The sequence below is a fragment of the Legionella nigrisilvae genome, from assembly GCF_977063395.2.
This window is the reverse complement of sequence record NZ_CDRUGZ020000044.1, coordinates 99,132-124,246: the sequence shown is the minus strand read 5'-3', so window position 1 is coordinate 124,246 and position 25,115 is coordinate 99,132. Positions and strand designations below refer to the sequence as shown.

Below are 25,115 nucleotides of genomic sequence, written 5' to 3'. Positions count from 1 at the left end.
AGAGGTTTTGTACTTATGTGGATAGCCTGCTCATCCTCAGTTATAATGCCAGCTTATTTTTTTTAAATTGCCCCGACCTATGCATTTGAAGCAATTAAAACTAGCCGGTTTCAAATCTTTTGTGGATCCTACAGTGGTTCATTTTCCGAGCCAATTGGTTGCAGTTGTTGGACCTAATGGTTGTGGAAAATCGAATATTATCGATGCTGTACGTTGGGTCATGGGAGAAAGTTCCGCACGAAACTTGCGGGGTGAATCTATGGCCGATGTGATTTTTAATGGTTCTTCTAATCGTAAATCTGTAGGCCAGGCTTCGGTTGAACTGGTTTTCGATAATAGTCTTGGGCGTTTGGCCGGTCCTTTCGCGAGTTATGGCGAAATCGCTGTAAAGCGCGTTGTAACTCGTGATGGTGATTCTTCTTATTATTTGAATGGCAGTCGTTGTCGGCGTAAAGACATAACCGATATTTTTCTTGGTACAGGAGCTGGAGCTCGTGGTTATTCAATCATTGGTCAGGGTACTATTTCTCAGCTGATTGAAGCCAGACCGGAAGATCTAAGAGCGCACCTCGAGGAAGCGGCAGGTGTTTCCAAATATAAAGAGCGACGACGCGAGACCTTACAACGTATTGAACATACGCGTGAGAATCTAACTCGTGTTGCCGATATCCGAGAAGAACTAGACAAACAATTACAACGCTTAGAGCGTCAAGCTAAAGCGGCGGAACGTTATCTTATTCTTAAAGATGAAGAGCGGTTATGTCGTGCAGAAATTTTAGCGCTAAAATGGCGAGATTTTATTGCCCAACAAGAAATAAAACAACGCCAAATACAAGAATTAGCAGTGGGCTACGAACATCAGCAAAGTGCATTAGCAAAAGCAAATAAAGACCGGATCATTTTGAATGAAACTCTGCATGATGCAGATGCCCAATCGCAGCAAATTCAAGCGAGCTTCTATCAGTTGGGAACTGAAATAGCACGTTTGGAAGAGACCATACAACAGCAGACACGTGAAAAAAAACGTTTGGAGCAAGATCAACAGCAAATGCAAGAGGATTGGCGGGTTGCTACGGAACAACACAAACACGATAGAGAAGAGTTAGCGCATAGTCAACAGCATGCATGCGATTTAGAAAAGAAACTTGAGCAATTAAAGAATCAGTTTAAAGAACAAGAAACGAATTGGCTAGATACGCAAAAACAACAGACAGAATGGGAACTTCGTTGGCAAGAGGCTCAGACACAAGGAAGTACCCTAAAAAGGGAATTTCAAGTAGCACAAGTTAAAGCACAGCATCTGGAGGAGAAACATCAGCAAACCCTATTAAGATTAGAAAAACTTCAATTAGAGCAAGAACGAATTTCCGTAGCAGATTTACAACAAACTCGAGAAAATTTACAGATTCAACATATTAAATTAATTGCAGATCAAGAGTTTGATCAGCTTCAACTCAAACAAAGTCATGAGAATGCCGAACGGTTACGCGCCCAATTACAAGATGTAGAACAAAACTTACATGGATTACAAGATGATTTCCATCATGCAAATAGTGAATATGCCGCATTGATGGCAGCCCAGCGTGCCGCAAAACAAGGTATGCAAAGCAACAAGAATACAATTAAGGAATGGTCAGAAAAACCTCGATTAATGGATGTTTTACAGGTGGAGCCCAAATGGCAATCTGCTTGTGAGCGTGTGCTTAATGAAGCACTACATGCCTATGTCCTAGAAACTTTTGATGAACTATGGCCGCAGCGAGCAATTTGTGAACGGCAAGGCGAACACATTGTCACTCTGAGAAAAAAAGAGCTTCAATCTGGGGCTCACCCACGTCTCATAGATAAAATAAAAGGTGATATTCCCGCACATGCATCCCCCTTGGAACATATTTACACTGCCGAAGATATTGATGAGGCATTGAGCTGGTTACTTGAATTAGCCGAGTATGAGTCAATTATAACTCCCGACGGTTTTTGGTTGGGAAGGGGCTGGGTGAAATTTGTTATTCCAGAAACTCAGGATGAGTTAGGCTTATTGGCAAGACAACAAAAAATCTCTGATTTATCTCTAGTTGTTGAGGAGCAACAACAAAAAATTGCGATTTTAAGGACCGAACGTGATGAGACCCATCTGCAGGTCCAACGAAGTTTAAAGGAAATCGAATTACAACAGCTCAATGTAAATGCCAGTAATGAGGCATTAAGAGTAAATAGTGTGGCAAGAAGCGCAAATGAACAAGCCATTATTCATGCAGAACAACAAGCACTAGCACTTGCCTCCGAGTGCGAAGAGTTAACTCTAACTTTGGAAGCAATGGCTGCAGAAGAATATGATATAAAAGCGAAATTACATTCTTTAGAAGAACAATGTCGAGAGTATGAGCAACAACATGAGCATTGCCTACGTGAAAAACAAGAATGGGTACACACTTTGGCTCTAAGAAATAAACAAGTAGAAGAGTCTCGCGTTATGCTCCATCAGGCAGAACTGGAATATGATAGAGAGCGAAATAAAATACAGCAAATAAACGATCGTATTCAGCGAGAACAAGAGCGGTTGAATATTTTGGAGGAGCGGCTGGAACATTTAGCAATGCTTTGCCTGCAAACAGAAGGTCCAGGAGAAGAGCTCAACGAACAATTGAGTGTACTGTTACAAAAACATAATGAAGTAGAATTGCAATTGACTCTAAGTAGGGAGCAGTCCTCACAATTAAGGATGGAGCTTGAAGAATGTGAGAAAAATATTTTAAACTGTGATTTCGAGGTAAAACGGATCCAAGAACAAATAAGCCAAGCTCGAATGGAAGAGCAGGCTTTGGCTGTGCGTGCTAGCTCCGTACATGAATCGCTTGATGAATTAGGTTTACAAGCATCCTCATTACTTGAGTTGATTCCTGCTGAGATCACTCAGGTTATGCGGGAAGATGAATTAATTGCTCTTTCTGAAAAAATAAAACGCTTAGGGGCTATTAACCTTGCTGCAATTGAAGAATTTACTGCAGAACAACAGCGTAAAGTGTATTTGGATGAGCAATATAATGATTTAAATCAAGCGTTGGCAACACTGGAAACTGCCATTGAAAAAATGGATAAAGAAACCCGCTCACGTTTGGAAAATACCTTTGATCAAGTCAACTCTTCATTCAAAGCCCTATTTCCGCGTTTATTTGGCGGGGGGAGAGCGCAGCTGGAATTGACTTGTGATAACCTGTTGGAAGCTGGTATTGTAGTAATGGCACAACCTCCTGGAAAACGAAACAGTACCATTCATTTGTTATCCGGGGGAGAGAAGGCAATGACTGCGGTAGCATTAGTTTTTGCTATTTTTCAGTTAAATCCTTCGCCTTTTTGTATGTTAGATGAAGTGGATGCACCTTTAGATGATGTAAACGTGGGGCGTTTTTGCGCTTTAGTGAAAGAGATGTCACAATTCGTACAGTTTCTTTTTATTACACATAATAAAGTTACAATGGAATTGGCAGATCATTTGATTGGGGTAACTATGCGTGAACCTGGAGTATCTCGCTTGGTTGCGGTTGATGTAACACAAGCTTTGGCTATGGAGTAAATGATGCAGGCAAATTGGAGCTTAATTCTTAATGTCCTGTTGTTAATTGGCGTTATCGTAGCAATTGGGCGCTTAATGAAAGCTCGAAGACAGAGCTTAAGTCCAGAACGTTATCAACCTAATTTGGGAACACCAGAAAGGACTTCCGATAGCACACAAAATTATACTGATGACATTATTGCTGTGCGTAAGGTTAATGCTGCGGCAATGGAGAATAAAATTGAAGTGGATAAGAATTTACAATTAACAAAGAAAACGACTACAAAGCCATCACAGCCCCGTTTAATGCCTTTGGATGATGAAGAGGACCATAAACTAAAGATAGAAATTGAGTCAAAATCCACGCCTAAAATAGAAGTTGAGACGAAAGGTCAAACAGATCATCAGCCTACTTTGATGATGTTTTTGCTGGCAAAAGAAAACAGACAATTCGCTGGATATGAATTATTACAAACCGTTTTAGCTGCCGGTTTACGTTTTGGCGAAGGACAATTATTTCACCGCCATCAATTTTCTAATGGTCAAGGCCCTGTTTTATGTAGTTTGGCAGCTGCAACTGCGACAGGCGTTTTTGATTTACAAAATATTGGTGCCTTTAGTGTGCGTGGTCTTTGTTTGTACATGCACTCCTCAAAAAATCCCGGTATCGATATGGAACGATTTACAGTGATGTTAGAAACAGCAAGGCAATTAAGTGAAGGTTTGGATGCGCACTTACTGGATGATCAGCGTAAACCCTTAACTGAAGATCGTATTGCTCGCTATTATCGCCTATTACAAATTAATCAGTCTCATTTTGAATTTGCTGCTGGATAGGCCTCATTTAGCCCGGGTGTCTAGATGAATCCGGGAATTGATACGCTACTCATTTTCTTGAAACCTACATGGTACACCCGCATCCAAGATAGCGTTTGGTAAGGAAAAAAAATTAAACTTTTTTTACTGTTATTACCCACTTGAACTCTAAGCACAAGTCTTAGTACACTAGACTTTTAGCTATGTCTGAATACTATGAACCTAAATACTGTTGCTGCATTACTTGCCCAACCATGTCAGATTAATACTGAACTTACTGGAATTTCTACAGATACTCGTGAACTCAAGCCAGGAAGTTTGTTTATTGCCATTTGTGGTGAGCGTTTTGATGGACACGACTTTGTAAAAGAAGCAGAAACTCGAGGTGCAGTCGCTGCCATAGTAAGTCATGCTGTAGATGGAGTACGTATACCGCAATTTGTTGTTGCAGATCCCATACAAGCATTAGCTAAAATAGCGGCAGCGCATCGACAAAATATCCATTGCCCTGTCATCGCTTTGACTGGATCTAATGGAAAAACAACAACCAAAGAAATGATTGCTGCCATTTTACCCCCTCCTTCTCATGCTACTAAGGGAAACTTCAATAATCATATTGGTGCTCCCCTGAGCATTTTACAATTAAATAACCAACACCGTTATGCAGTTTTTGAGCTGGGTGCAAATCACCCTGGTGAAATCGCACACACTGTTGCAATTGTTCATCCCGATGTGACATTAATTAACAATATAGCTCCAGCCCATGTGGAAGGATTTGGTTCTATAGATGGTGTGGCTCGCGCCAAAGGAGAAATACATCAAGGTTTATCTCTTGCCGGTGTAGCAGTAGTTAATGATGATGATGCTTATGCTCATTTTTGGGATGAATTATTGATTGAGAAAAAGGTTCTTCGTTTTTCTCTAGATCACCCTGCTGATATCTATGCTCAAGATGTTGTTCTAGATGAGCAAGGTTGTGGTCAATTTTCTTTAATTGTACCTAATGGACAGGCCGATATTCATTTAAAAATTCCTGGCTTGCATAATGTTCGCAATGCGCTAGCTGCTGCAGCTTGCTGTTATGCAGTTGGAATTGCCATAAAAGAGATTCAACAGGGGCTAAATAGCTTTGGCGGTGTAAAAGGACGTTTGACAGTTCTTAAAGGAAAAAATCAATCAACAATAATCGATGATACATATAATGCAAATTTACGTTCTGTTCTAGCCGCTTTAGAAGTATTGGCAGAACGTCCTGATAAAAAAATCTTTGTGTTTGGCGATATGGGGGAATTGGGGACTTGGGCAACTCAGCACCATCAGGAAGTTGGATTTGCAGCGCGACGATTAGGAATTGATCAGTTACTAAGTTGTGGCTCTTACAGCAAATTGGCGGCTGAGTCGTTTGGTGTCGGAGGTGAGCATTTTTCCAGCCAAGAGTTACTGGTGCACAATCTAGTAGAAAAATTAGCCCCAGATGTTGTTGTTTTGGTGAAAGGGTCTCGAGCCAGTGCAATGGAAAAAATTGTGCACCAACTGCTAGATTGAGGAGTTCTAGCGACCTGTCTATATGATGATAAAAAAGCAAAGAAATTTTTTTTGTATGATGCTGAATGGTATGTAGGTTTGTGGTATGCTTGGCCGCTTTTTTGGCCCATTATTCTATTGGACGATATTTAACACAAACCCATAATTGGGTTAACCAAGAGGAACAATTATGCTCTACTGGCTAACGCAGCTATTTCAAGGGCAATATCATGCGTTAAGAGTTTTTCAATACCTGACTTTCAGATCCATTTTAGCTTCTCTAACTGCACTTTTAGTGGGTTTATTGTGTGGACCTGCGATGATTCGTTGGTTGCGAGGCTTACAGATTGGTCAGATGGTACGAGATGATGGTCCTCAATCACATTTATCCAAAGCAGGAACTCCCACTATGGGAGGAGTTTTAATCTTATTGGCAATCACGGTAAGTTGTTTGCTTTGGGGTGATTTGCAACAATCCAGCTTATGGCTTGTGCTTTTGGTGACTCTGGCAAATGGGGTAGTAGGCTGGGTTGATGATTACCGCAAATTGGTATTAAAAAATAGTAAAGGATTGCCTGCACGTTGGAAGTATTTTTGGCAATCAGTCATTGCGCTTATTGCTGTAATTTATTTATACATGCATGCTACATTACCGGTCCATACTCAATTAACCGTTCCTTTTTTTAAATCGTTAACGATAGGTTTAGGTATTCTCTTTCCTGTTTTAGGTTATTTTGTAATTGTGGGAAGCTCCAATGCAGTAAATTTGACTGATGGATTGGATGGTTTGGCGATTATGCCTATCGTCATGGTTGCAGGTGCTTTGGGGATTTTTACTTATGCCTCTGGCAATTCGGTTTATGCACCTTATCTGGGTATACCTTATGTTCCAAATACCGGAGAATTAACCATTTTTTGCTCTTCGATTGTGGGCGCAGGACTTGGATTTCTTTGGTACAATAGTTATCCTGCTCAGTTATTTATGGGCGATGTGGGCTCTTTAGCTTTAGGGGCTGCTTTGGGTATTGTCGCAGTAGTCATTAGAGAAGAACTGGTTTTATTAATGATGGGTGGCTTATTTGTCATCGAGACAATTTCGGTCATTTTACAGGTAGGTTATTTTAAATATACTCATGGTAAACGCTTATTCAGAATGGCACCGTTACATCATCATTTTGAATTAAAAGGATGGTCAGAGCCTAAGATAATTGTCAGATTCTGGATTATTACTGTTGTTTTTGTGCTATGCGGGTTAGCCACTTTAAAACTTCGATAAAAAGGTGCATTCATGAATTCTCCTTTGTATTTAGTTGCAGGTTTGGGTAAAACTGGAATATCGGTAGCGCGATATTTACGTAGAAAAAATAAACCTTTTATTGCATTTGATACGCGTGCACAAGCTCCAAGTGTGGCTGAATTCACAAAAGAATTCCCCGATGTTCTTGTTTATACTCAGCATATCCCTGATGAAGTACTAACCCAACTGTCAGATATAATTGCAAGCCCCGGCTTGCCGTTGGAGATACCTTTTTTAAAAAAAGCCATGCAAATAGGTATCCCTGTTTATGGTGATATTGAGTGTTTGGCTCGAGAGATTCATGCTCCAGTGATCGCAATTACTGGAACTAATGGAAAATCAACGGTGACTACTTTAGTAGGAGAAATGGCAAAGGCAGCAGGATTCAAAGTTGCTGTGGCCGGAAATATAGGGACGCCAGTTCTTGATATGCTTGATGACGAGCATCAATACGATTTGTGGGTTCTGGAATTGTCCAGCTTTCAATTGGACTTAACTTATTCTTTAGCACCAATCGCAGCTACCATTCTGAATGTATCTCCTGATCATTTAGATAGACATCATACAATGGAAGCTTATGCACAAGCGAAACAACGAGTGTATCATCAAGCACAAGTTGCTTTGTTTAATCGTGGTGATCATTATACTATTCCAACTTCAGGAGTGAATCATATTTCTTTTGGCGTTGATGCTCCTGAAAAAAACAATTGGGGTTTGATTACCCAAAAAGATAAAATGTATTTGGCAAAAGGTAGTACTTGCATTTTGCCTGTTGAGTCTGTATTAATCAAAGGAGTTCATAATTGGCTTAATGCGCTTGCTGCTTCTGCTTTAGCGGATGCTGCAGGAATTTCACATCATCATATCATCAAGGTGTTAAGTTCTTTCACGGGTTTGCCGCATCGATCCCAATGGGTGCGAACTCTCGATGGCGTAGACTGGATTAATGATTCTAAAGGGACGAATATTGGTGCAACTATATCTGCTATTAATGGAATAGGAGGTTCTATGGAAGGTAAGATTGTACTTATTGCCGGTGGGCAAGGAAAGGGCGCTGATTTTAGTGAACTGGCCCAACCTATAGCTGATTATGTAAGATCTATTATTTTAATTGGTGAAGATGCAGATAAGATTGAAGCTGCATTAGCTAATGTAGTACCTATTTCGCGCGCTTCTTCTTTGGATAATGCTGTAGTTGTAGCTAAGTCACAGGCAAAACCGGGCGATGTTGTTTTATTGTCTCCTGCATGTGCCAGTTTAGATATGTTCCGTGATTTTAATCATCGCGGTGAATCGTTTGCGTCTTTAGTAAATGGATTGTAATCAATGCGGCCAAGACATGTGAATCAACGAGGCAAACCTGTAAGTAGACCTATTTCGCTTTATGATAAATGGCTAATTAGTGTGGTTATCGGTTTGCTGATCATCGGGCTGATGATGGTGGCCTCAAGTTCGGTCATGATTTCTACCAAATATTTCCACCAACCATTTCATTTTCTGATTCGCCAAGCATGTTATTTATTTGCGGGTCTAATGATTGCTCTTATCGTGATTAGGACAGATAGTAGTGTTTGGGAACGAATCAGCATGCCGATGTTGCTAATTTGTTTGTTTATGTTAGTCATTGTGTTGATTCCCGGAATAGGTCGGTCAGTTAATGGCAGCCGACGGTGGTTGGCTTTAGGGCCAATAGGTGTGCAAGTGTCTGAACTTGCCAAACTTACTATGATATTTTATCTATCAGGCTATTTAGTACGGCAACAAAATGCAGTTAGTAATAGTATTTTGGGATTTATTAAACCCATGGTAATTTTGGGAGTTGTTTCCTTTTTATTATTACTTGAGCCAGATTTTGGCGCCACAGTGGTGATTTCTGGTACGGTTATGGCTATGCTATTTTTAGCGGGTGTAAAATTACGCTATTATATAGGATTGATGTTCGTAGTTATGGGAGCGCTGGCCTTTTTAGCCGTGTCGTCTCCTTATCGAGTTGCCCGTCTTACAGCGTTTTTAGATCCTTGGGCCGATCAATATAATAGTGGTTATCAGTTAACTCAATCCTTGATTGCATTTGGTCGAGGAGGATGGTTCGGCTCTGGTTTGGGAGAAAGCATCCAGAAATTATTGTATTTACCTGAAGCACACACCGACTTTTTATTCGCTGTGTTAGCAGAAGAATTGGGTCTGGTAGGCATTTTAATGGTCATGCTCCTATACAGTATACTTGTTATTAGAGGTATGACTATCGCATACAATGCTTATATACAAGAGCGATTGTTTGCTTCATACACGGCTTATGGTTTGACTTTTTGGCTGGGGCTACAAGCAGCTATAAATATGGGCGTTAACTCGGGATTATTACCAACAAAAGGGTTAACTCTGCCACTCATGAGTTATGGTGGTGCAAGTATGGTTATCAATTGTGTTGTAATTGCGTTATTATTGCGCATTGATCACGAAAATCGTTGGCAAGCTCTTGGATTAGGGCCACTGTCAGCATAAGGGGGCATTTGTGGGTAATTCAGGACAATTTATATCTTCAAGGATGGGCTGCGTAGAACAAATACATTTCGTAGGAATTGGTGGGGTTGGCATGTGTGGTATTGCTGAAGTATTACACTACCAAGGATATCGTATTACAGGTTCAGACCTAGGAGAAGGTAGTACGGTACAAAGATTAAAATCTTTAGGAATTCCTGTTTATATGGGACATAAAGCCGAACATATAAAAGGCGCAGATGTGGTAGTGCGTTCTTCAGCTGTTGGTATGAATAATCCTGAAATTGTAGCTGCTCGCGAGCAAATGATTCCAGTAATACCACGAGCAGCGATGCTTGCTGAACTTATGCGCTTTCGCCATGGCATTGCTGTAGCTGGAACTCATGGTAAAACTACAACCACAAGTTTGGTAAGCAGCCTCTTAGCGGAAGGTGGTTTAGATCCAAGTTTTGTAATTGGTGGAAAATTAAATAGTTTGGGAGTAAATGCTCAACTGGGCCAATCCCCCTATTTTGTAGTTGAGGCTGATGAAAGTGACGCATCTTTCTTATTCTTAAAACCCATGATGGCCATAGTAACTAATATTGATGCGGATCATATGGATAACTATGAAAATGATTTCGATAAATTAAGAACAACGTTTCTTGAATTTTTACATCATCTACCTTTTTATGGGTTAGCAGTAGTATGTATTGATGATCCGGAAGTACGTAAGATTCTTCCAGCTATTGAACGACCTACTCTAACATACGGATTTTCTGAAGAAGCACATTATCGTGCGACCAATTGGACCCAAAATGAGCTCATTAGTGAGTTCACCGTAGTACGTCCAGTACCTTATTCTGAATTAAACATTCAATTTCAGTACCCAGGCCGCCATAATGTATTAAATGCCTTAGCCGCTATTGCGATCGCGACGCAATTAGGGGTGGATGATGCTTCTATTAAACGTGCTTTAGCAAAATTTCAAGGGGTAGGCCGCCGTTTTCAAATGTTAGGTGAGAAAAAATTTGAGAATGGTTCAGCTCTTATTGTAGATGATTACGGTCATCATCCTCAGGAAATTTTATCAACCATCGATGCCTTTCGACATGTTTGGCCCAATAAGCGTCTGGTACATGTCTTCCAACCACATCGTTATACGAGAACTCAATCTCTACAAGAGCAATTTGTTGATGTGTTGAGCCTTGCGGATGAATTATTCTTGTTTGATATTTATTCCGCAGGCGAACCCGAAATCCCTGGAGTAACTAGTGAGAGTTTGGCACAGAAAATTAGAGGTAAAGATAAAACAGTAACTCTGGTGAATGAACAATCGCTCAAAGCAAAATTGAATCAGTTAATTAAAGATGGTGATGTGATATTGATGCAGGGAGCCGGTAGTATTGGCCAAATTGCTGTAAACTTAATGAAGGAAGTGTGAGAGCAACATGTGTCCAACTGAGAACGATTGTAGCCATGTAACAGAATTTCAAGGCAGTTTGCTTTATAATGAGTCTTTGGCAGAATATACTACCTGGCGAGTTGGAGGACCTGCTGCGAAGCTCTATAAGCCGATAAGCATTGCTGATCTGGCTTTGTTTCTTCGCCAACTTCCGGAAACAGAACCTTTATTATGGTTGGGATTAGGTTCCAATTCGTTAATTCGCGATACTGGATTTCCAGGAACAGTTATTTTGACTCAAGGATGTTTAAAAGAAATTGCACTTTTAGACAAGCAAATTGTTAAAGTTGAAGCAGGGGTATCTTGTGCGAGTATGGCGCGTTTTTGTGCGCGTAATAATTTGTCTGGTGGTGAGTTTTGGGCGGGCATTCCTGGAACGATGGGTGGCGCTTTACGCATGAATGCGGGTTGTCATGGCGGCGAAACGTGGCAGTTTGTGGTGGAACTGCAAACTATGACGCGAAATGGTGAAATAAGAATTCGTAAACCTCAGGAATATGAAGTGGTTTATCGACATGTTTCTGTCCCTCCCGATGAATGGTTCATTTCAGCCACATTTAAGCTGCCAACTGGTGATAAAGAAACTTCACTACAAGTCATCAAAGATTTGTTGGCTCACCGTGCAAACACGCAACCTACTAATGAATACAATTGTGGCTCAGTGTTTCGAAATCCACCAGAAAATTTTGCAGCTCGACTTATTGAGTCCTGTGGATTAAAAGGCTTCAATATCGGGGGCGCAGTAGTTTCTCAGAAACATGCTAATTTTATTATCAACCATCAAGGTACAGCGACTGCAGCTGATATTGAGGCCTTGATTAATTTAGTACAAACTAAAGTTCGTGAGCAGACAACAATTGAGTTGGTGCGCGAAGTTCATATAATCGGAGACCGTTAAATGTCTAAGCTTCTCAATTTAGTTCTGCTTTATGGTGGAAAATCCGGAGAACATGAAATTTCATTAATTTCCGCTGCATCTGTGCTTACCCACTTGGATGCTGAAAAATATAATATTATTCCTATAGCAATGGATAAAGAGGGATTATTTCATCTTCACCAATACCAGGATTTACTTGCCTTTAAAGAAAAACTTCCTGTAGTAACCGAACACTCGAAGCCTTTGGTTAGCTTGTTTATTAATGGACGTTTATCGGTGGATGCTGATGTCGTTTTTCCGGTAGTGCATGGACCTTTATATGAAGATGGTTGCTTGCAAGGAATGCTTGAATTAGCGGGTGTTGCTTATGTGGGTTGTGATGTACTTTCTTCATCTATTGGAATGGATAAAGATATGGCCAGACGCATCGTTTGCGTTAATGGTTTAAAATCAGCAAATTATAAGCTCTTATCTTGGCATGCCTCTGTATCTGAAAGGCAACACTTTTGCCATGAAGTTGCTGAAGAATTTGGTTGGCCTTTGTTTGTTAAACCTTGCTCAATGGGTTCCAGTGTAGGCATACATAAAGCAAAAAATATGGCTGAATTGTTAGTCGCAGTGGATGATGCTTTACGCTATGACGAAGAGATCTTAGTGGAGTCCTTTGTGTCTGGACGAGAAATTGAGTTGTCTGTTCTGGAGAGTTCAGTACCTTCGGGTGAGCCACGAGTTAGCATCGCTGGTGAAATACGTGTACATCATCCTGATGGTTTTTATTCTTATTCAGCAAAATACTTAGAAAGTGGACAAACCGATCTGATTATACCGGCTTCTATGAGTCAGAATTTATACGAGCAATTAAGGAAAGCTGCTGCAGATATTTTTATCCGTTTAAAATGCAAGGGTATGGCGCGGGTGGATTTTTTTGTTAATGATAAAACAGAAACGATCTATTTTAATGAAGTAAACACTTTGCCTGGATTTACTTCGATTAGTATGTATCCAAAATTGTGGCAGGCGAGTGGCTTAGCTTATCCTGATTTATTGGATGAGTTGATTCGTATTGCAATGGTGCATCAGAATTGCCGCCAACACTTGGTAACCAACTATTTGTGAGCACCATGAATAAAAATAGGGATGTTGATTCCAGTAATTTGCGATATATCTGTTGGTTGTTGATATTAAGTTTAAGTGCAATATTCTTAACTTGCCGCTTAGGGTACTATTATCTATCCGATGCAGAGCGGTTTCCAATTACCACAATTAAAGTCGCTGCAAATTATGAACATGTGACGCATAAAGAGCTCGAAGGGGTATTATCAAAACACTTGAATAATAGTTTTTTTACTTTATCAATTAGTGCGTTACAGAACGAATTGAATGAACTGGGGTGGATCGATACTGCATCGGTTGAGCGTGTTTGGCCCGACACATTGAAAATAAGACTTGTTGAAAAAAAACCCGTTGCAATTTGGGATAATGCCCTGATGACAGAGGACGGCAGATTATTTAATGAAGGTGCGGTTCCAGAGGGTCTAAGCTTGCCAAAATTAAAAGGACCACTATCTCAACAAGAAGAAGTCTTACAAGTTTACGAAAAATTGAGTAAGATATTGTCAATGTACGGTTTAAACCCTACTGGACTGCATCTAAGAGAGAACCAATCCTGGGTATTACTTTTAGGCAATGATATAAAAATATATTTGGGAAAGAAAGAGTTAGAGGAACGATTGCAGCGTTTTTGTAAAGCATATCCAGCAGTGTTTGCTGAAAAAATTGAGCAATTGTCTAGCGTGGACTTGCGTTATCCACGTGGTATGGCGGTGCAGTGGAAACAACAAACGGAACGATAATGGCAAAAAAAATAGAAAAAGATATTATCACTGGATTGGATATTGGAACTTCAAAAGTAATTGCATTAATTGGAGAGGTCACAGCTGATGGTGCAATAGAAATTATCGGAATAGGTCGTCATCCCTCACGTGGTTTAAAACGTGGTGTTGTGGTTGATATAGAGGCTACTGTGAACTCTATTCAGCGAGCGGTTCAAGAAGCTGAACTTATGGCTGGATGTGAAGTGAGAACGGTTTATGCAGGAATTGCCGGTAGCCATATTCGCAGTTTAAATTCACATGGCATCGTTGCAATTCGAGATAAAGAAGTTTCCCAGGCTGATGTAGAACGTGTGATTGATGCCGCAAAAGCTGTAGCAATTCCTGCAGATCAAAAGATTCTGCACGTTTTGCCGCAGGAATTTATCATCGATCAACAAGGCAGCATCCGCGAACCTATAGGAATGTCGGGCGTACGACTTGAATCGCGAGTACATATTGTTACTGGTTCAGTAAGTGCTGCGCAAAATATAGTTAAGTGTGTGCGACGTTGTGGTTTAGAGGTAAATGATATTATTCTGGAGCAATTGGCTTCAAGCCATGCCGTTTTGACCGAAGATGAAAAAGACCTTGGTGTGTGCTTGATAGATATTGGTGGTGGAACTACCGATATTGCTATATTTTGTGAAGGGGCGATTCAACATACCGCCGTCATTCCCATTGCGGGGGATCAAGTGACGAATGATATAGCAATGGCATTACGGACACCCACAAAAGCAGCAGAATCCATTAAACTGAATCATGCGTGCGCTTTAACTGAATTAGCAAATTCAGATCTCATGTTAGAAGTTACAAGCGTTAGTGACAGGCCAGGAAGAAAGATATCAGCTAAAACTCTTTCTGATGTAGTTGCGGCGCGTTATGAAGAGTTATTTACTCTAGTACGCAATGAATTACGACGTAGTGGTTTTGAAGATAGAATGGCTGCGGGCATTGTTCTCACTGGTGGTGCTGCTAATGTTAGAGGCGGTATTGAACTTGCAGAACTTTGTTTTGAGATGCCTGTAAGAAAAGGTTGCGCTCATCATGTTTCTGGATTGGCTGAAGCAACAGAAAATCCTTCATTTGCAACAGGGGTAGGTTTGTTGTTGCAAGGATACCAACAACAGTATGTATCAAACTACAAGGTACCCACAATGAATGATAATACGCAAAGTTTATGGGCCCGTATGAAAGAATGGTTTCAGGGTAATTTTTAGGTTACAACTAACGTATATAACTAAATCGGTAATGAGCAATTTAAGGGTTCATGCCGTATTTTGTTGAAAGATTAAACATATGAGGGGAGCAGGTTATGTTTGAATTAATGGAAGGCCAACACCAAGATAATAATGCTGTTATTAAAGTAGTAGGTGTTGGCGGTGGTGGTGGTAATGCCGTCCAACATATGGTTGCAGAAAATATTGATGGAGTTGAGTTTATTTGTGCGAATACTGACGCACAAGCTCTGAGAGGCTCAAATGCAAAAATACATATTCAACTAGGTGACGAACTGACTAAAGGCTTGGGTGCAGGTGCAAACCCACAAATAGGTCGCGAGGCAGCCGAAGAAGATAGAGATCATATCCGTGAAATCTTAAGTGGTGCAGATATGGTATTCATTACCGCAGGCATGGGAGGTGGAACTGGTACAGGGGCGGCTCCGGTTTTCGCAGAAATTGCTAAAGAACTAGGTATTTTAACTGTAGCAGTCGTTACTAAACCATTTTCTTTTGAAGGTAAGCAACGCGCATTGGCTGCAGAGGATGGAATCCGTCGCTTAGCAGAACATGTGGATTCATTAATCACCATACCGAATAATAAATTACTCAGTGTTTTGGGAAAAAACATCAGTCTTCTTAATGCGTTCAAGGCAGCAAATAATGTCTTACTTGGTGCAGTAAAAGGAATTTCTGATTTAATTACTCGTCCGGGTCTGATTAACGTTGATTTTGCAGACGTACGTACAGTGATGTCGGAAATGGGTATGGCTATGATGGGTACTGGTAGTGCCGTAGGTGAACAAAGAGCACGTCAAGCTGCAGAAGCAGCCATTGCATCTCCATTATTAGAGGATGTAAACTTCTCTGGCGCACGAGGAATTTTGGTCAATATTACTGCTGGTCTTGACATGTCAATAGGTGAGTTTGAAGAAGTCGGGGATGTAGTTAAAGAATTCATTTCTGATGATGCAACAGTGGTAGTTGGAACAGTAATTGATCCAGACATGACCGATGAAATGCGCGTAACAGTGATTGTAACTGGGTTAGGCGATGGACGACAACGCCACCAACAATCCCAACCCCAATCTCATCGTGCACGTTTGCTTGAAACAACGCGCAGTGATGGCTCTTTGGATTATCAACAATTAGATAGACCCGCTGTAGTTCGCAAACAAGCTCAATCAGGTATGTCCTCGGGCGCAAAACATAATGGCGACAGCATTCCAGATGTAGATTATCTTGATATTCCAGCATTTTTACGCCGGCAAGAAGAGGCATAATTATACGTTACATCCCTTCATCTGCAGCAGCGTAGATGAAGGGCCGTTTAATTTTTTGATAAAAAATAATTAGACTAAATATTAAAATATTGATACGATCACTAGGTTTTGCGTGCAAAATAAAAAATTTAAAAACGATATATGAGGAACAAGGTGAGCACTGAATGACAAAACAAAGAACTCCTAAAAAGGTGATCCAGGCAACTGGTGTAGGATTGCATTCCGGTGAAAAAGTGCTGTTAACCTTGAGACCTGCCCCTGTTAATACAGGCATAGTTTTTAGACGGGTGGATCTTTCTCCCGTAGTGGAAATACCTGCGTCATATGAAAACGTGGGCGATACTATGTTATGCACCACATTACACCATGGAGCAGTAAAAATTGCTACTGTGGAACATTTGCTATCGGCATTAGCAGGATTAGGAATAGATAATGCGTATATTGATGTGAATGCTCCAGAGTTACCCATTATGGATGGTAGTGCGGCTCCTTTTGTATTCTTGATCCAATCAGCAGGAATACGTGAACAAAACGCACCTAAAAAATACATTCGTATTCTTAAACCCATTCGGGTAGAGGACAATGGAAAATACGTTCAATTTTATCCTTATGATGGGTATAAAATTGCGTTCACCATTGACTTTGATCATCCAGCGTTCAATGATAAGCCACAAACTGTAAGTTTTGATTTCTCAACAACTTCCTATGTGAAAGAGGTATGTAGAGCACGTACTTTTGGATTCCTATCCGACTATGAGAAATTAAGGGAATGTGATTTAGCAAAAGGCGGAAGCTTGGATAATGCAATAGTTGTCGATGATTATCGCGTTCTCAACGACGATGGACTTCGTTTTGAATCAGAATTTGTTTCTCATAAGGTATTGGATGCGATTGGCGACCTATACTTGTTAGGTTCTAGTTTGATTGGTGCATTTGAAGGGTACAAATCTGGTCATGAACTCAATAATAGATTGTTGCGTGAGCTAATGATAAGACAAGACGCTTGGGAATATACTTATTTTGATAAAGAAGAATATCTCCCTACAATGCACACTGAATTTTATCCTGTCGAAGCGTAGGAATGTAGCCTGGGGAAGACAATGTTCGTAACCCAGGAAAACAGAACCGCATATGTCCCCTGGTTATGATTTGCCTCCTCCTGGCTACGTTTTCGGATTCCTAGTGAATTAACATAAATGTTGGCAAGGGAGCGTTGTAGCATGAAACTAAATATTAGTCTTTTTACTTTTGCTTTGTTATGCAGTACTTCAATATATTCTACCAGCACTGAAGAAACGCCCAAGACAAATGCTGAACAAGCACTGCACATGGATTGGTTGGATACCACTGTCTCACCCAGTAAAGATTTTTATGCTTATGCAGTGGGCAACTGGAAAAAAAACAATCCCATTCCTCCTGATTATTCGAGTTGGGGAAGCTTTAATCTGATTAATGAGAAAGTGCAAAATATCATTCATCACATGCTAATCGATGCTGCTAAAAATACAAATGCAAAACAAGGTAGCATAGAGCAAAAAGTGGGTGACTTTTATTTTAGCGGGATGGATGAAGCTAGCATTAATCAATTGGGTATTAAACCCTTGCAACCAGAATTTGATCGCATTAATCATTTAAAAACTTTAACTGATCTACAAAATGAAATAGCTCATTTGCATCAAATTGGAGTTGATGTTTTTTTCAATTTCGGCAGCATGCAAGATTTTAAAAACAGTAAGGATATGATAGCTGCGGCCATGCAGGGCGGATTAGGATTGCCCGATCGCGATTATTATTTAAAAGATGATCCTAAATTTAAACAAATTCGAGAGGCTTATATAAACCATATACGCAAAATGTTTGAGCTCTTAGGTGATTCTCCTGATAAAGCAGCTGCTGAAGCCATGATCGTAATGAAGTTAGAAACACAAATGGCCAAGGCTTCTATGTCCCAGATAGAACAACGAGATCCTCATGCGGTGTATCATATTATGGATAGGGCCCAACTTGCTCAAGTTACACCCAATTTTTCCTGGCCAGCGTATTTTTCAGCTATGGGACTTGCCCAAATCAAAAGTATTAATTTAGCAATGCCTGGTTTTTTTAAGGATATGAACAATCAATTAAAAACGGTCTCTTTAGATGATTGGAAAACATATTTGCGTTGGCATTTAATTGATGCCTTTGCTTCGTATTTGTCTGCACCTTTTGTAGATCAAAATTTTAAAATGGTTTCGGTTCTTACGGGGGCTGAGAAAATACTGCCACGGTGGAAACGAGTTGTTGCTACTGAAAATGGGGCCTTGGGTTTTGCTATAGGTAAAATGTATGTGGACCGCTATTTTTCTCCCGAAGATAAAAAACAAGCATTGGATATACTTAAAAATATTCGCACAGTCCTTCAAGAAGACATTAGCACGCTATCTTGGATGACTCCTGCAACTCGTGAAGCAGCATTGAAAAAACTTGCAATGATGGAAGAACGAGTAGGTTACCCCTCCAAGTGGAGAGATTACTCTAAATTGGTCATTAATAGAGGGCCATACGTTTTAAATGTAATTCGTGCTAATGAATTTTTGACGAAGCGTGATCTTAACAAAATTGGTAAGCCTATAGATAGAACCGAATGGGTCATGACACCACAAACCATCAATGCGTATTATGATCCTTCGATGAACAATTTAAATATTCCAGCAGGGATTCTTCAATCACCGTTTTTTGACCCTAATGCACCAGCTGCTGTAAATTATGGAGCAATTGGTTTTGTAATGGGACATGAAATGACTCATGGGTTTGATGATCAAGGTGCACAATTTGATGGCCATGGTAACTTACAAAATTGGTGGACCCCGAGTGATTTAGAAAAATTCAAGGCTGCAACCCAATGTATTGTGAACCAGTTCTCTCAATATACCGTAGAGGATAATTTACATGTCCAAGGAAAATTGGTTGTAGGAGAAGCTGCGGCAGACTTAGGGGGAATTACATTAGCCTATAGAGCGTTTAAGCATTCGGATGCTTATAAAAATGCGCCTACAATTGGCGGTTTGACACCGGATCAACAATTTTTTATCGCAACAGCACATGTTTGGGCGATGAACATTCGACCACAACAACTGCGTAATCAGGTCACTACCGATCCCCATCCTCCAGCACAATATAGAGTAAATGGAAGCTTAGCGAATATTCCTCAATTTCAGGAAGCGTTCCATATTCCTAACGACAGCCCCATGGTGAATAAGAACCGCTGTGTAATTTGGTAAATATTTTGGCACAATCTCCTGAATTCTCAGAAGATTGTGCCGTATGCTGTAGATATAAAAAATAATTAAATTGCTTCCATTGTGAACATTGGTTAGACTTTCTGCACTGTATACAATTTATTGTGGAGATAATGATGACTAAAGAAGAAATGATTTGTCGTATCATACGATATGTAACCCAAAAACCAAGCACCAAAAAAGCGTGTTGTGGATGATTGGTTTGTCCGAGCTACTGGGTTATAAAAATAATACAGTAGTGAAGCATTTTTGCTCTCATCATCCGGACTTTTCTGAGCCTGAAGGCCAGGCTTTATTCGCTGATTTATTGGCTTGGATGTGGTTAAATGTGCACAGGGCAAAACAAGGTAAAAAAACCTACCTTTTTGGCCCTTTGCTTATTCTTGATGAACTGTGGCACACCTTTATTCTTCATACCCGAGATTATGTCGATTTTTCAATGCGCTTTTTTGATTGCTATTTTCATCATGATGTTGAGCCAAGTGGGCAAGAACATGTTATGGAAGAAGTAGAACTGACTGATTATCTACAAGATTGTTTTGCTTATCTTGGATCGGAATGGGTAAGCCGTCGTTTTGCAACTGCGTTGGCTGAAACAAATAATTTTTATCAATTATGAGTATTTGTAGGTGGATAGGTGAAGCGCGATCTGGAATTTTATAGAGATAAATAAACCAAACCGTTTTCACTTCGTTGGCCTTAGGATGCAATAACAAGTTAATTTTATTCTATGGATGCATACAAACTTTTTTGACTGCATTTTAATTATATGTATCTAATTATCACCATGCGCTAAATGCAATAACGCCTTTTGTAACGGTTCATAATTACACTGCTGACTTTCGCTAATTATAATTTCCTTAGCTTTTTTTGATAATGAATGTTTGGACGGGGATGTTTTTTCGTACTCAATCAGGGGTTCAATAACCGTCACCTTAATTGAAGAAAGTTGATACATACCGGCTTCTTTGCGTAATTTATCCCGCAATTCAGGAATCGCATACCGTAATTGTGTTGCCCAGGCAGCGTCAGTTGTTGTTAATAGCAAACAACCTTTATTAAAACTGCCAACTTGACATTGATTTGCTAAAACATCCGGAAGCATAAGCTTTATTTTATTCGCGAGCTCTTCTAATTGAACAGAGCGTTGACATAGGTCAGCAAGTTGTTTATTGAGGCAACGACTGATAGAGCGCATTTTTTGAGTCTAAATAAAAAAATGTAAGAGAGTTAGTATATACTCCGTAAGAAGTATAGAATAGTAAATTCGAGCTAAATGCAATATTATAATTTTTCAGTAGACTTTCAGGATTATAGGTGAATCAATGTTTGAGAAGCCCTACGACACTAATGTTATTTATTTTACCCGCATGCATTGGATTATATTTTTTTGGCCAGTTGTTGCGTTATGTGCCGCTTTAATCATTGTTAATTATGTGGAAATCGATTTTTTACATAAACTTGGATACGGGTTTGCTGCGCTATCCTTGTTATGGATTGGCATAACTTGGATGACCTATTATTTTTCTTCGCTCACAATCAAGAAAAATCACGTGATTATACGCACTGGCGTCGTTGTGAGACAAACAATTGATATTCCATTAAGCAAAATCGAAGCGATCGACATCCGTCAATCTATTATGGGCAGCCTTTTGGGTTATGGGATGATTAGCATCACGGGTACGGGTGGGACTCGTCGTATTATTAATTTTTTGCATAATCCTTTGACCTGCAGACGTTATATTGAACAGCTAATGGGTGAGTTGCATCGCAATGATTAACCCTCATAACCTGCCCACAAGAAGTCCAGATTTTTGGGGCCAGGATTCTGGGTTAAGAATCAAACCTTAACCCAGAGTGCAATTTAATCGAATCAAATTCTTGCTAAAAGTTCGGCTTTTGTTTTTTCATCAACAAAAGCAGCTTCTATGGACATACGCGTTATTGCATTCATTGTTTCATCGCTGTAGTTATATGACTTTTGTACGCGTTGATACTCCTGACCTAAAGTAGTACTCATAAAGGGTGGATCGTCTGAATTGATACTAATTTTAATGCCCGCATCATAAAATTTTGGCAAGGGGTGATTATTCATATCTCTAAATAAGCCCAAAAAGATATTACTGGTGGGGCAAATTTCTAATGTGATATTCCTTTCTTTTACCATTGCCATGGTATCTGGTGAATAAATGGAATTAACCCCATGTCCAATACGTTGGATGGGTAGATTTTCCATTGCCTCAACCATACCGTCCGCAGGAGCAAATTCTCCGGCATGAACGGTGCATTGTAACCCTGCATCCGCCGCAATATGGTACGCCTTACTGAATAGTTTAGGAGGAAATTTCGCTTCATCCCCGCCTAAACCAAAGCCGGTGACACAAGGAAATCTATCTTTATGAGTTTGTTTTGCAACATGCTCTACTGCTTCCACTCCAAAATGACGCACGGCAGTAATTAAAATACGTCCTACGATATTGAATTGATCTTTAGCATCGTCAATTGCTTGTTGGATTGCTGACAGATGTTCTGCGGAAGGAATTTTACTGGATAGTTCTGCGTGGTCAGGTGAATACATCATTTCTATATAAATTGCATCTTCTTGGGCGCGAGCTCGTAAATAGTCAAAGGTGATATCATAATAATCTTGAGGATATCGAATTACCGAGGCCAACGTATCATACACCTTTAAGAAATCGAGAAAGTCTTTAGATAAATAGCTTTTTCCATCAGGGGCAACCAGGCCTTCAGGCAGAGCTAATTTATTCCGTGCAGCCAGCTTTGCGGCTAATCCAGGAGTGATGCTACCTTCCAAATGGACGTGTAACTCCGCTTTCTTTAAACTCATCCCTCGCTCCTAATTTTTTAAAAAGTTAGAGTAATGGTAACTTAGATAAAAAAGCTATAAAATACCTGGTTTAAATTATTGTTATTTGGATTGGTTATGAATTCCGATGATATAGATAAAGCTTATGTTAGTCCTTATGATAAATTTTTCTTTGAATTTGATGCAACTCATAATAAATCTGCATCTCAAGTAAAAGAAATTAACAAGCACAAGCGTATTTTTATGATGCGTGATAATAAAGATTATGTTAATGAAAAAGGTGAGATCTGGGAAGAATTTTAATCGTTGCTTAGCTTAGCAATCAAAATTTTTCCTCAGATGTTTTTATACCCTTATATGCTTATAAATCGTTGATACACCATTCTCTCAGGAGGTCTAAGGGGAGAGCTTCTTTTCTACATCAAGAAGGGATGTACAATTAGCCATTGTAGTCTGGGTGAAGGCCTAAGCTGAAACCCGGGACTCTTCATCCAGATTTTGCGTTGCTACACCGGCCTACACACACTTATTAGCCCAAAAAGAAATGTAATGCTTTGTAAGCTAGAATCGTCAGAATAGATGCGGCAGGTAATGTTAAAACCCATGACATAAAGATGTTACGGATTACAATCAGATTCAACGCACCGATACCTCGTGCCAAACCCACTCCAAGAACAGCGCCTACTAATGTTTGCGTTGCTGAAACGGGAATACCTGTACTTGTTGCTACTACTACAGTAGTTGCGGCTGAAAGCGTTGCTGCAAAGGCGCGACTAGGAGTCAGAGCGGTGATTGCGCTACCTACGGTTTCAATGACTTTTCTACCGTACATAAGCAGGCCTGTAACTACACCCACACAACCTAATAAGATAATCCATGCGGGGTAATTATTGGCATTAAAAACTTGATGTGAACTCATGATCAAGCTGTAAATGATGGAAAGGGGGCCCACTGCTAAGGCTACGTCATTGGATCCATGTGCAAAAGCCATCGCACAAGCAGTCATCGCCATAAGTACAGCAAAATATTTTTCTACTTGGATAAATCGTTCTCTACGTCTTATTCTTGGGTGCTCCGGAATGCGTTTAATAATTATCATTCCAATAATTGTGATAATAATACTCGTTGCTAAAGTAACCGCTAAATTTTGCTTGAAATTCAGATGAATATGAAAATGATTCAGCCCTTTAAATACGGTAATAAATGACAAAATAGAGCCAATGAGGAACAGATAAATAGGAATATATAATTTAGCTTTGGTTAGTGGGTTACTTTTAACAAAAATAGTTTGTTGAATACTCGTAAATAATATAAATGCAGTAATTCCCGAAATCATCGGGGAGGTAATCCAACTTATGGCAATACGACTTACTTGATTCCAATGAATTGCTTGGGGTCCTAGCACTATCGTGCCAAAACCTACCATGGAACCCACTAAGGCATTAGTAATAGAAACAGGAACTCCAAGATAGCTCGCGAGATTCATCCAGATAGTACAAGCTAATAAAACACCCAACATTCCTTCTATAAGGATCAAGGGCTGTCCAGAAAGTTCGCTGGAGTTAATAATTCCATCACGCATTGTCTCGGTAACACCAGTTCCACCTAAAAATGCACCAGCAAATTCAAAAATTATGGCGATTAGCATTGCTTGCTTGACGGTAACGGCTTTTGAGCCCATGGTAGTGCTCATGACATTGGCTAAATCATTGGCACCGACACCCCAAGTCATCAAAAAACACAAAATGACTGCTACAAGAAGATATATAATTGAATAATCCATAGAACTTGACTACCGCGCGATTAGAATTTGAAGACGACTGCCCACATGTTGAGCGCCATCGGCTAAATCATCAATCCATTGGACCAATTTGTAGAGAAAAATCGCATCAATTGCAGATAAATCTTTTTCGATTTCAAAAATACGATGTCGAATATCTGCTAGACGTTCATCACTGTCATGTTCAATCTCATAAAGAGTTAAGATCATTTCCTCAACGATCTTTACTTCTGAGCCCCTGAAACCTGTCTCTAGTAATTCATCTAATTCATTAATTGCTTTACAAGCCTGCTTTGATGCGTCAAGACAACGACTTAAAAAAGGCATAAAAATGGAAACTATTGCTGCTGGGATAGTCATTTGTCTACTAATGATGAGTATTGCAATATCTTCCGTCTTATTCGCTATGAAATCTTGAGCACTAAGCAACTCAAGCAGATCAGTACGAGAAACAGGAAGGAATAGTCCAGTAGGCAAATGAAGACGTAGATCCCGTTTGATTAAATCAGCTTCTTTTTCAAGAGAAATTATTTTTTCTTTTATTCTATTCGCGGTCGTCCAGTCTTTTTTAAGGACGGCTTCAAAAAATGGGTAGAGCTGTTTGGCACATTGGTGCACTTTTCGCATGTGTTGTTCTATCGGTCTAATTGGTGAAGGACCAAACATATTAAATATGCTACCCATTATATTCGCATCTCTTAGGCAAATTTTTGAGAAGTATACCCAAACTTTTTCAGGAACAAAACAATTGAATTGCAGTTCACCAAATTTTTCGGTTTATTCTTTGTTTTTTTAAATAAAAAAAATAAAAATATTTTCAATTTGCTGCAATGATTTTTTATATTG

At 39.8% G+C, this 25,115-nt stretch carries 21 protein-coding genes; 17 read left to right on the top strand and 4 right to left on the bottom strand.

What is annotated here, in order from left to right; translation table 11 throughout:
* Positions 1 to 79 precede the first annotated feature (79 nt).
* The 15 genes from smc (at position 80) to ACWTE2_RS32810 (ending at position 20,281) form a co-directional block, all read left to right on the top strand.
* A complete protein-coding gene (smc, locus tag ACWTE2_RS32880; RefSeq protein ID WP_454786066.1) occupies positions 80 to 3,574 on the top strand; it encodes a chromosome segregation protein SMC in 3,495 nt (1,164 codons plus the stop codon).
* 3 nt (positions 3,575 to 3,577) lie between these two features.
* A complete protein-coding gene (locus tag ACWTE2_RS32875; protein WP_454786159.1) occupies positions 3,578 to 4,390 on the top strand; it encodes a cell division protein ZipA C-terminal FtsZ-binding domain-containing protein in 813 nt (270 codons plus the stop codon).
* A gap of 195 nt (positions 4,391 to 4,585) precedes the next feature.
* Positions 4,586 to 5,914 carry a UDP-N-acetylmuramoyl-tripeptide--D-alanyl-D-alanine ligase gene (locus tag ACWTE2_RS32870; protein ID WP_454786065.1) on the top strand — a complete coding sequence of 443 codons (1,329 nt, stop codon included), beginning with the start codon at positions 4,586 to 4,588 and terminating at the stop codon, positions 5,912 to 5,914.
* Positions 5,915 to 6,083: 169 nt separating this feature from the next.
* Complete coding sequence (gene mraY / locus ACWTE2_RS32865) at positions 6,084 to 7,169, top strand: phospho-N-acetylmuramoyl-pentapeptide-transferase (protein WP_182391528.1); 1,086 nt, start codon at positions 6,084 to 6,086, stop codon at positions 7,167 to 7,169.
* Between the two features lie 12 nt (positions 7,170 to 7,181).
* Positions 7,182 to 8,513 (top strand): UDP-N-acetylmuramoyl-L-alanine--D-glutamate ligase, encoded by a 1,332-nt coding sequence (gene murD, locus ACWTE2_RS32860; RefSeq protein ID WP_454786064.1) that lies wholly within the window; start codon positions 7,182 to 7,184, stop codon positions 8,511 to 8,513.
* 3 nt (positions 8,514 to 8,516) lie between these two features.
* A complete protein-coding gene (gene ftsW / locus ACWTE2_RS32855; protein ID WP_182391526.1) occupies positions 8,517 to 9,692 on the top strand; it encodes a putative lipid II flippase FtsW in 1,176 nt (391 codons plus the stop codon).
* A gap of 10 nt (positions 9,693 to 9,702) precedes the next feature.
* Positions 9,703 to 11,112 carry a UDP-N-acetylmuramate--L-alanine ligase gene (gene murC, locus ACWTE2_RS32850; RefSeq protein WP_182391525.1) on the top strand — a complete coding sequence of 470 codons (1,410 nt, stop codon included), beginning with the start codon at positions 9,703 to 9,705 and terminating at the stop codon, positions 11,110 to 11,112.
* A 7-nt stretch (positions 11,113 to 11,119) separates the two neighbouring features.
* Complete coding sequence (murB, locus tag ACWTE2_RS32845) at positions 11,120 to 12,031, top strand: UDP-N-acetylmuramate dehydrogenase (RefSeq protein ID WP_454786063.1); 912 nt, start codon at positions 11,120 to 11,122, stop codon at positions 12,029 to 12,031.
* Complete coding sequence (locus tag ACWTE2_RS32840) at positions 12,032 to 13,126, top strand: D-alanine--D-alanine ligase family protein (protein WP_182391523.1); 1,095 nt, start codon at positions 12,032 to 12,034, stop codon at positions 13,124 to 13,126.
* Positions 13,127 to 13,131: 5 nt separating this feature from the next.
* On the top strand, positions 13,132 to 13,863 hold the full coding sequence (locus tag ACWTE2_RS32835) for a cell division protein FtsQ/DivIB (protein ID WP_454786062.1): 732 nt from the start codon (positions 13,132 to 13,134) through the stop codon (positions 13,861 to 13,863).
* Entirely contained in the window at positions 13,863 to 15,101 is a 1,239-nt protein-coding gene (gene ftsA / locus ACWTE2_RS32830; RefSeq protein ID WP_182391521.1) for a cell division protein FtsA, read from the top strand. The genes ACWTE2_RS32835 and ftsA overlap by 1 nt, the downstream gene beginning before the upstream one ends.
* A 95-nt stretch (positions 15,102 to 15,196) precedes the next feature.
* On the top strand, positions 15,197 to 16,384 hold the full coding sequence (ftsZ, locus tag ACWTE2_RS32825; RefSeq protein WP_182391520.1) for a cell division protein FtsZ: 1,188 nt from the start codon (positions 15,197 to 15,199) through the stop codon (positions 16,382 to 16,384).
* 164 nt (positions 16,385 to 16,548) lie between these two features.
* Complete coding sequence (lpxC, locus tag ACWTE2_RS32820) at positions 16,549 to 17,463, top strand: UDP-3-O-acyl-N-acetylglucosamine deacetylase (RefSeq protein ID WP_182391519.1); 915 nt, start codon at positions 16,549 to 16,551, stop codon at positions 17,461 to 17,463.
* A 141-nt stretch (positions 17,464 to 17,604) separates the two neighbouring features.
* Complete coding sequence (locus ACWTE2_RS32815; RefSeq protein ID WP_182391518.1) at positions 17,605 to 19,644, top strand: M13 family metallopeptidase; 2,040 nt, start codon at positions 17,605 to 17,607, stop codon at positions 19,642 to 19,644.
* 211 nt (positions 19,645 to 19,855) lie between these two features.
* Complete coding sequence (locus tag ACWTE2_RS32810) at positions 19,856 to 20,281, top strand: glycine-rich domain-containing protein (protein WP_454786061.1); 426 nt, start codon at positions 19,856 to 19,858, stop codon at positions 20,279 to 20,281.
* A gap of 156 nt (positions 20,282 to 20,437) precedes the next feature.
* On the opposite strand, the gene ACWTE2_RS32805 is transcribed toward ACWTE2_RS32810, so the two are convergent.
* The gene (locus ACWTE2_RS32805) at positions 20,438 to 20,860 is read right to left on the bottom strand and encodes a DciA family protein (RefSeq protein WP_182391517.1); all 423 of its coding nucleotides are present in this window, start codon (positions 20,858 to 20,860) and stop codon (positions 20,438 to 20,440) included.
* Between the two features lie 127 nt (positions 20,861 to 20,987).
* Between ACWTE2_RS32805 and ACWTE2_RS32800 the strand changes: the two genes are divergently transcribed.
* Positions 20,988 to 21,443, top strand: coding sequence for a PH domain-containing protein (locus ACWTE2_RS32800; RefSeq protein ID WP_182391516.1), 456 nt, complete (start codon positions 20,988 to 20,990; stop codon positions 21,441 to 21,443).
* A 92-nt stretch (positions 21,444 to 21,535) separates the two neighbouring features.
* Here ACWTE2_RS32800 and ACWTE2_RS32795 read toward each other — a convergent pair whose 3' ends face one another.
* Positions 21,536 to 22,510, bottom strand: a complete 975-nt coding sequence (locus ACWTE2_RS32795; protein WP_454786060.1) for an adenosine deaminase — start codon at positions 22,508 to 22,510, stop codon at positions 21,536 to 21,538.
* A 96-nt stretch (positions 22,511 to 22,606) separates the two neighbouring features.
* On the opposite strand from ACWTE2_RS32795, the gene ACWTE2_RS32790 reads away from it, so the two are divergent.
* The gene (locus ACWTE2_RS32790) at positions 22,607 to 22,792 is read left to right on the top strand and encodes a CBU_0585 family protein (protein WP_182391514.1); all 186 of its coding nucleotides are present in this window, start codon (positions 22,607 to 22,609) and stop codon (positions 22,790 to 22,792) included.
* 226 nt (positions 22,793 to 23,018) lie between these two features.
* On the opposite strand, the gene ACWTE2_RS32785 is transcribed toward ACWTE2_RS32790, so the two are convergent.
* The gene (locus ACWTE2_RS32785) at positions 23,019 to 24,272 is read right to left on the bottom strand and encodes an inorganic phosphate transporter (RefSeq protein WP_182391513.1); all 1,254 of its coding nucleotides are present in this window, start codon (positions 24,270 to 24,272) and stop codon (positions 23,019 to 23,021) included.
* A gap of 9 nt (positions 24,273 to 24,281) precedes the next feature.
* Positions 24,282 to 24,953, bottom strand: coding sequence for a TIGR00153 family protein (locus ACWTE2_RS32780; protein WP_454786059.1), 672 nt, complete (start codon positions 24,951 to 24,953; stop codon positions 24,282 to 24,284).
* Positions 24,954 to 25,115: the final 162 nt, after the last annotated feature.